The sequence below is a fragment of the Mesorhizobium sp. WSM4822 genome, from assembly GCF_055811155.1.
The window spans coordinates 444,406-451,815 of sequence record NZ_JBVVQM010000005.1 but is presented as its reverse complement, the minus strand read 5'-3'; the positions used below and the strand labels follow the sequence as shown (position 1 = coordinate 451,815).

Genomic DNA, 7,410 nt, shown 5'->3' with positions numbered 1-7,410 from the left:
GGCTGTAGGGCGTCAATTAGCCGCGGGTGGCCCCCCCCTAAACCAATATGCCGCGGGGGGCGGTTTGGGCGGCCAGGACTACCCGCGCCCCGCGGGTTGCGTCGGCGGCTTGCAGTGGCGTGGATTTCAGATTCTTGGCCAGGGTGATGAACATGGCCGCATTGAAGCCGCCAAAGGCCGGCCTCGCCACCCGTTTCCTGACAAGGGTCAGGAGGGTGCAAGCCTGTTCGTCGGAACACACAAAGAGTATGACAGGATTGATCCGGAAAAGGTGTGATGGAAAACATTCGACCCATCAAGACCGAAGCCGATTACGATTGGGCAATTGCCGAAATCGTCAAATATTTCGGGAATGAGCCGGAGGTCGGCTCTCGCGATGGTGACCGCTTCGACGTTCTCGCAACTCTGATCGAGTGAGGACAAGCACTACCCGATCGAAGCCCCTGATCCCGTTGAAGGTGGCCATCGCCTGGATGGCGATGGCTCTTTTCGAATCAAGCGGCCTTGATCAGGCCGAGCTGGGTGAGGGCGGCGACGCCGTCATCGAGGCCGATCTCCTCGACGATCCTGCCGTCGACCACCTTCAGCACCGTGGTGCCGGTGAAACGCATCGTGCGGCCGGTGGCGGCCGGCAGCGAGCCGGCGAGGAAATCGCCGAAGGCCGGGCCGGTATGCGTGCCGCCGCCCTCCCACTGGCCGACGACATAGTCGCCCTCGGCAATCAGGTCGGCCGTGGCCCAGAAGTTGAGGTCCGGGAAGGCGGCGCGGAAGCCGCTCATGAAGGCCTTGATGTCGTCGCGGCCGCGGCGCGGCTCGTGCAGCGAGTATTTCAGCAGCATGTCGGGTGCCGCGATGTCGTCGACGACGGACAGGTCGCAGCTTTCACCCCAGAAGTCGGTGAACCATCTGACGACGACGGCCTTGTTGTCTTCTTGTCTGGTCATTGGAAGATCCTCTTGTCTCTGCAATGTGATCATCGGCGCCGCCGATGATCCGGGATCACCGGATTGGCCGATGACCTGGAGCCATGACTAGGAACATCCGGCCGATGCGAAACTCCGGTTCTTGCCGGCCAATCGAAGAGCAGAGGCGGCAGGTGAGGAGCCAACAAAGCAGCCCGCCATCGCCGTGGTAACTGTTTCTTCTCTGGTTTTGCCGCAGATTGCCCTGCGGTGGAGCAGGCGAAGCAGACGATGGCGCGTCAGGGCAAGAAAAGTCGCAATGGAACGTTCTGGGCCAAGGCCCTGGAGCGCGCCCATCTTGGTGTCTGGGACTGGGATCTTGTAACCGGCGACTGCTTCTATTCCGCGACCTGGGCGCGGATGCTGGGCTACGATGAGAGCGAACTTGCCAACACCAGCGACCTGTGGCTGCAACTGACCCATCCCGACGACCGCGAGCGGGCGCTGGCCAGCGGCGACCGCCACATTGCCGGCCTGACCGACGCCATCGAGACCGAATTGCGGCTGAAGCACAAGCAGGGACACTGGGTGTGGGTGCTCGATCGCGGCGGCGCCGTCGAGCGCGACGCGATGGGAAAGCCGCTCAGGCTGATGGGTGTGCAGACCGACATCTCCAAGCAGAAAGCCGCAGAAGCCGAACTCGAGCAGGTCAATGTGCGCTTCCGCCTGGCGCTCGCCGCCAGCGGTACCGGCATCTGGCACCACGACCTTGCCACCGGCAAAAGCTATTGGGACGAACGCACCAGGGAGATTTTCGGGCTTGTCTCCGACACCGCCGAAGTCGAGCGCGACCACTGGTTCGGCTATCTGCATCCGGACGATAAGGAGGCCGCGTCGCGCGCGCATCTGGTGCCGCTCGAAACGGACAAGGTCACCGCCGTGCAATACCGCATCGTCCGGCGCGACGGAGAGGTCCGGCACATAGAATCCCTGCTGCGTTTCATTGCCGACCCGCAGATCCCGGACCGCCGGCTGGCGGGGCAGATCCTGGGCACGGTGCGCGACATCACCGAAGACAAGCAGCGCGAGCAGGAGCTTGCCTATGCGGCCCGCCATGACGCGCTCACCGGTCTCTTGAACCGTGCCGCGTTCGACCGGCTGCTGGCCGATCACATCGCGGCCGCGCAGCGGCTGCCGCTCTCCGTGTTCTATGTCGATCTCGACTACTTCAAGGCGCTCAACGATTTTGCCGGCCACGCGGCCGGCGACCTGGCACTGAAAAGCGTTGCCCAAGGCATTCTGGGCTGCCTTCCCCCGACGGCGCATGCCGCGCGCCTGGGCGGTGACGAGTTCGCGCTGCTGATGCCCAATTGCGATACGGCGCAGGCCGGGCGGCTGGCCGACGCGGTACTTGCCGCGGTTCGCGATGCCGAACTTGGATCGACGGCCACGTCGCGCAAGCTGGCGGCCTCGATCGGCATCGCTTTCGTCGATGATGCCAGCACCACGGTCGCCGACGCGCTGGCCTGTGCCGACGACGCCTGCTACGCGGCCAAGGCCGCCGGGCGGAACCGATTTGCCGTCTTCTCCACCGATACGGCATCGGGTTCGGGTGGCCTCAACGCGGCGCGCGTCGTCGCCGACACGGTCGATGCCATGGAAGACGGAAGGCTGAAGCTGTTTGGCCAGGAAATCCATCTTCTGGGCCGTCCCTGGCTGGAAAGCCGCCATGTCGAAGTGTTGGCCAGGCTCGCCGCCCGCAACGGCCGGCTGGTGCCACCCGGCGAGTTCATTCCGGTGGCCGAGCGGTTCGGCATAGCGTCGCGGCTCGACCGCTGGATCATCCGCACCGCGCTGTCGCGGCATGGTGCCGCCTTGCGTTCGGGGGTGTTGACGCTTGGCTTCAATCTGTCGGCGCAGACGCTGAGCGACCCGCAGCTTTGGGACTTCGTGGACAACGTCATAGAAGAAACCGGGGCGCCGCATTCGGGCATCGGCTTCGAGATCACCGAAACCGCCGCCGTCACCAATTTCGACGCGGCCGAACAGTTTGTGCGCAAGGCGCGCGAGCGGCGCTGCAGGGTCAGCCTCGATGATTTCGGCGCCGGTATGAGCTCGTTCGAATATCTCCGGCGGTTCCCCGTCGACACGATCAAGATCGACGGTTCCTTCATCGAACACATCACGCAAAGCCGTTTCGACCGCGAGATCGTGCTGGCCATCACCAGCATCGCCCGCAGCCTCGGCTGTGACGTGGTCGGCGAGAAGATCGAACAGCAGGACACGCTGGCCATGTTGAGCGACATGGGCGTCGCCTTCGGCCAGGGATTTTTGCTGCACCGGCCAGAGCCGCTGGAACGAATTGTCGCGCGTGCGACTAAGGGAGCGACGGCCCGCAAGGCATCGTGATCCGGGTGCGGCGAGTTTCAGGCCAGGCCGAACTGACCTGAAACTCGCCGCATTCTATCCGGTTCGCCGCGCCGTCGATTGCGGAAACTCCAGCACTCCAGCCTCGGGTCGCCTGTGCTGCGCTTCCGTCACCGCTTCGATCAACAGATCGAGCGCTTCACAGGCCGCGCGACTCGTCTCGTCGTTGCCTTGCAGATAATGATAGGCTCGTTCGAGGTGGATGCGGGCGGCTGAAAAATCGCTGGTCAATGGTCCCTCCATGATCCCGCCCTAGAAGACCTTGCCGGAGACGAGGGAACGCCGGGTAAATATCCACGAGCGGCTTTTATTCAAATGCCGCCGAATGTTGCGGGGAGGCGCGCGGCGTTGATGCTGCCAATCTCCCCCCGTGGGGGAGATGTCCGGCAGGATAAAGGGGGGCGCTGTCCTGCCGACCTGAACAATCAGATTTTCGATCTGTTTCGCAGCCTGCACGCTTGATGAGATTGAAGATCTCCCCCACACGGGGGAGATTGGCGGCTTCACCGCCGCGTGATTAGACTGTCAACTTCCTGCGCAAGGTGAGACCGATGATCGTCCAGGCCTGCATCAACGGCGCGCGCGTGCGCGATTTCCACCCGAAGCTGCCGCTGACTGCTGAGGCAATGGCCAGCGATGCGGCAGCCTGCGTCGCCGCTGGAGCGGCCGAACTGCACATCCATCCGCGCGGCACTGACGGGCGCGAAAGCCTGGCAGCCGTCGACGCCACCGTGCTGGCGGTGCGCCGGACCTGCCCGGGAACACTGGTCGGCGTGTCGACCGGCGCCTGGATCGAGAACGACGTCGAGCGGACCCGCACGGCGATCGCCGGCTGGCGAGACCTGCCCGACTATGCTTCGGTCAACCTGTCCGAACCGGATGCGCCCGCCGTGATGGAACTGCTGCGCCAGCGTGGTGTCGGCATCGAGGCGGGGCTTGCCGTCGTCGCCGATGCCGAGCGCTTCGTAGCGCTTCCCGGCCACGACCAGGTGCTGCGCATTCTGATCGAGATCGACATCCCGGACCTGTCCGCTGCACTCGACGAAGCGCATGGCATCGTCGCCGTGCTCGAGCGCGCCGGGGTACGGCGGCCGATCCTGCTGCATGGCGTCGATGCAACTGTCTGGCCCTTCGTCAAGGTTGCGCATCGCAAGCGCTGGTCGACACGGGTCGGTCTGGAAGACGGCAATACGCTCGCCGATGGAACTGTGGCGAAGGACAACGCGGCGATCATCGCTGCCGCCGTGGCGATCTTTCGCGGCTAGTTTTCCAGAATGATCCTGATCGCCTTATCGACCACCGGATGGAGGCCACTGGCCTGGAAGGACAGCCGGTTGCCGGAGCCGACATTGCTGGTCATGGCGATGGTCAGGCCGGACAGCGGGTCGTGCAGCATCACGGCGACGTAGCCGGGGATGCTGCCCTGGTGGCCGTAGAAGGCGCGATCGGCGTAGGCGCTCTGGAACATGCCGGCGCCGGTCTCGCGCATGCGTGTGCCAGGGAAACTTGCCGGCACGCGGTGTTCGAACATCTCGGCGAAGAACGGCGGCGACAGCAGCTTTCCGGAAAAGAGACCACGCATGAAGCTCACCATATCGGACGGCGTCGACACCATGTCGCCGCAGCCATAAGCGGCGCCGAACGGGAAGGAATCGGAGGAATCCTGCAAGTCGTCGGAGTAGGGCAGCACGCCATCCATGCGCCACATCTCGCCGCCCGAGGCGATGTCGGTGGGCGCATTCGCTGGCGGCGGGGGGCGGTGGTAGTAACCACGCACCATCGACTTTTCCGGAAAGGCTTCGGTGGCCGGCGACCAGGTGTTTGTCAGGCCGAGCGGGTGCAGCATCGCGCTTCTGACATAACCGCCCAGCGACTGGCCGGAGACAGCCTCGATCACCATGCCGGCCAGAACATAGCCGGTGTTGTTGTAGACGGCGGGCCCGCCCGGCGCCTTCTGCTTGTCGGAAACGAAGGCTATGTCGACCAGCTGTTGCGGCGTCCATTGCCGGCTCGGATCCATCGGAATGTAATATTCGAACTCGGGCAGGCCACTGCGGTGGTTGATCAGCTGGCGCACCGAAATGTCTTCTGCTCCCGGGAGGTCGGGAAACCAGGAGGCGATCGGCGCGCCGAGGTCGAGCTTGCCGTCCTGAGCGAGCTTGACCAATGCGGCGGCGACGAAGGTTTTGGTGCAACTGCCGATCTTGAACAGGCGGTCGGGCGAGACGGCAATGCCATGCTCCCGGTCGGCGAGGCCGGCAGTGAGGGCGGTTGGTGCGGCGCCTGTGGAGTAGGCGAGCGAGGCGCCTACCGCGCCATCGGTGAGATAGGTCTTGAGGAGGGCGTTCAGGTCTTCACGCATGGATTCTGCTTTCGCCGCCAAATTGCTGGTTTCATAGGTGTCGGTGCGTCCCCGGGCCGAGCCCGAGGGCAGGGTCGCCAAGCTTCACTCCGCCATATCGACGGCGGCAAAGTTCTGCCGGCCGAAGGGGTCGAGCACGTAGTTGAGCACGCTCTTGCGGATCGGGATCGCCACCACCGAATGGGCGATCGGCGCCACCGGCACCTCGACCTTCAGGATCGCTTGCGCCCTGGCGTAGATGTCGGCGCGCTGTTTCGGATCGGCGGCGACGCGACCGTCCTGCAGCAGCTTCTCGAAGGCCGGATCGCACCAGCGCGAGCGGTTGGAGCCGCCCTTCACGCCGTCGCAGGACAGCAGGTAGCTCAGCATGTTGTCGGGGTCGCCATTGTCGCTGCTGCCGCCGAGCAGATAGGCGTCCTGTTCGCCCGCCGCGGTGCGCTTGAGATATTCGCCCCATTCGAAGCTGACGATCTCGGCCTTGACGCCGACCTTCGCCCAGTCGGCCTGGATCATCTCGGCCATGCGCTTGGCATTGGGATTGTAGGGCCGCGATACCGGCATCGCCCAAAGGCTGATTTTCAGGTCGCTTTCGTGGCCGGCTTCCTTCAGCAGCGCCTTCGCGCCATCCGGGTCATAGTCGATGCCGGCGTCGGTGACGGCGCCGATCTGCGCCGGCGGCACGACGCTGCCGGCGACCGTGCCGGCGCCGGCATAGACGGCGTCGACGATCGCCTTGCGGTCGACGGCCTTGGCCAGCGCCATGCGCACGCGCACATCGCCGAGCGGCTGGTGTTCGACATTGAAGCCGAGGATGCCGATGTTCTGACCCTTGAGGTCGAGCACGGTGATGTCGGGATCGGTGCGCAAATCGGCGACGGCGCTTGGCGGGGGCGGGGCGGCGACCTGGCACTCATTGGCCTTGAGGCGCTCGACGCGCGTGGTCGGTTCGGGGGTGACGGCGAAGACCAGAGTGTCGATCTTCGGCGGGCCGCGCCAATAATCCTTGTTGGCGGCGTAGCGGATCTGGCTGTCGGGGACATAGGCCTGCAGCACGAACGGGCCGGTGCCGACGGGCTCGCTATCGATCAGTTCCGGCGTGCCGGCGGCGACCATCTTTTCGGTCTGCTCCAACGACAGGATAGAGAGATAGTCGAGCGCAATGCCGGGCAGGAAGGTGACATTTGCAGCCGTCAGCGTGAAGCGCACGGTGTGGTCGTCGACCTTGTCGATCTTGTCGATCAGCGAGCCCATGCCCAGTGCGTTGAAGTACTCGTAAGCGCCGCCGCCGAACTTGTGGTAGGGATTGCTGGCGTCGCGCTGGCGGTTGAAGGTGTACAGCACGTCGTCGGCATTGAACTCGCGCGACGGTGTAAAGTGGTCGTTCGACTGGAATTTCACGCCGTGGCGTAGGTGGAACGTGTAGATCTTGCCGTCGGCTGAGACCTCCCAGCTTTCGGCCAGCGCCGGCCCGACCTCGGTGGTGCCAGGCTTGAACTCGACCAGCCGGTTGAAGATCGTCTTGGCGGCGGCATCCATGGTGGAGTCCGCCGTGCCGATCGCCGGGTTGAAGGTTTCGGGATTGGCTTCCGAGCAATAGACTAGGGTTTTGGCGTAGGCCTGTCCGCCAAGAAGGACGGACGAGGCCAGCAAGGACGAGGTAAGGACTGCGCGCAGAACGGATTTCATCGCAAACGCTCCTGATGACACTTTACGGGTTGA

7 protein-coding genes and 1 pseudogene are annotated in these 7,410 nt (G+C 64.4%); 4 read left to right on the top strand and 4 right to left on the bottom strand.

Annotation, left to right across the window (positions count from 1 at the left end):
• Window positions 1-277: pseudogene (locus AC0L3E_RS15315) on the top strand (hypothetical protein); the annotation flags it as partial.
• Entirely contained in the window at window positions 277-417 is a 141-nt protein-coding gene (locus AC0L3E_RS15310) for a hypothetical protein (RefSeq protein WP_245469987.1), read from the top strand. The pseudogene AC0L3E_RS15315 and the gene AC0L3E_RS15310, both read left to right, overlap by 1 nt.
• 77 nt (window positions 418-494) lie before the next feature.
• Here the strand turns inward: AC0L3E_RS15310 and AC0L3E_RS15305 are convergent, their stop codons facing one another.
• Window positions 495-944, bottom strand: coding sequence for an ester cyclase (locus AC0L3E_RS15305; protein ID WP_292459098.1), 450 nt, complete (start codon window positions 942-944; stop codon window positions 495-497).
• A gap of 249 nt (window positions 945-1,193) precedes the next feature.
• Between AC0L3E_RS15305 and AC0L3E_RS15300 the strand changes: the two genes are divergently transcribed.
• Window positions 1,194-3,311, top strand: a complete 2,118-nt coding sequence (locus AC0L3E_RS15300; RefSeq protein ID WP_473605094.1) for an EAL domain-containing protein — start codon at window positions 1,194-1,196, stop codon at window positions 3,309-3,311.
• 54 nt (window positions 3,312-3,365) lie between these two features.
• On the opposite strand, the gene AC0L3E_RS15295 is transcribed toward AC0L3E_RS15300, so the two are convergent.
• Complete coding sequence (locus tag AC0L3E_RS15295) at window positions 3,366-3,560, bottom strand: hypothetical protein (protein ID WP_164748793.1); 195 nt, start codon at window positions 3,558-3,560, stop codon at window positions 3,366-3,368.
• A 320-nt stretch (window positions 3,561-3,880) separates the two neighbouring features.
• Here AC0L3E_RS15295 and AC0L3E_RS15290 point away from each other — a divergent pair, with 320 nt between their 5' ends.
• A complete protein-coding gene (locus AC0L3E_RS15290; RefSeq protein WP_127269269.1) occupies window positions 3,881-4,594 on the top strand; it encodes a 3-keto-5-aminohexanoate cleavage protein in 714 nt (237 codons plus the stop codon).
• Here AC0L3E_RS15290 and AC0L3E_RS15285 read toward each other — a convergent pair.
• Entirely contained in the window at window positions 4,591-5,772 is a 1,182-nt protein-coding gene (locus AC0L3E_RS15285; protein ID WP_473605093.1) for a serine hydrolase domain-containing protein, read from the bottom strand. The two genes, AC0L3E_RS15290 and AC0L3E_RS15285, sit on opposite strands and share 4 nt — an antisense overlap.
• 3 nt (window positions 5,773-5,775) lie before the next feature.
• The gene (locus tag AC0L3E_RS15280; protein ID WP_473605092.1) at window positions 5,776-7,377 is read right to left on the bottom strand and encodes an ABC transporter substrate-binding protein; all 1,602 of its coding nucleotides are present in this window, start codon (window positions 7,375-7,377) and stop codon (window positions 5,776-5,778) included.
• Window positions 7,378-7,410: the final 33 nt, after the last annotated feature.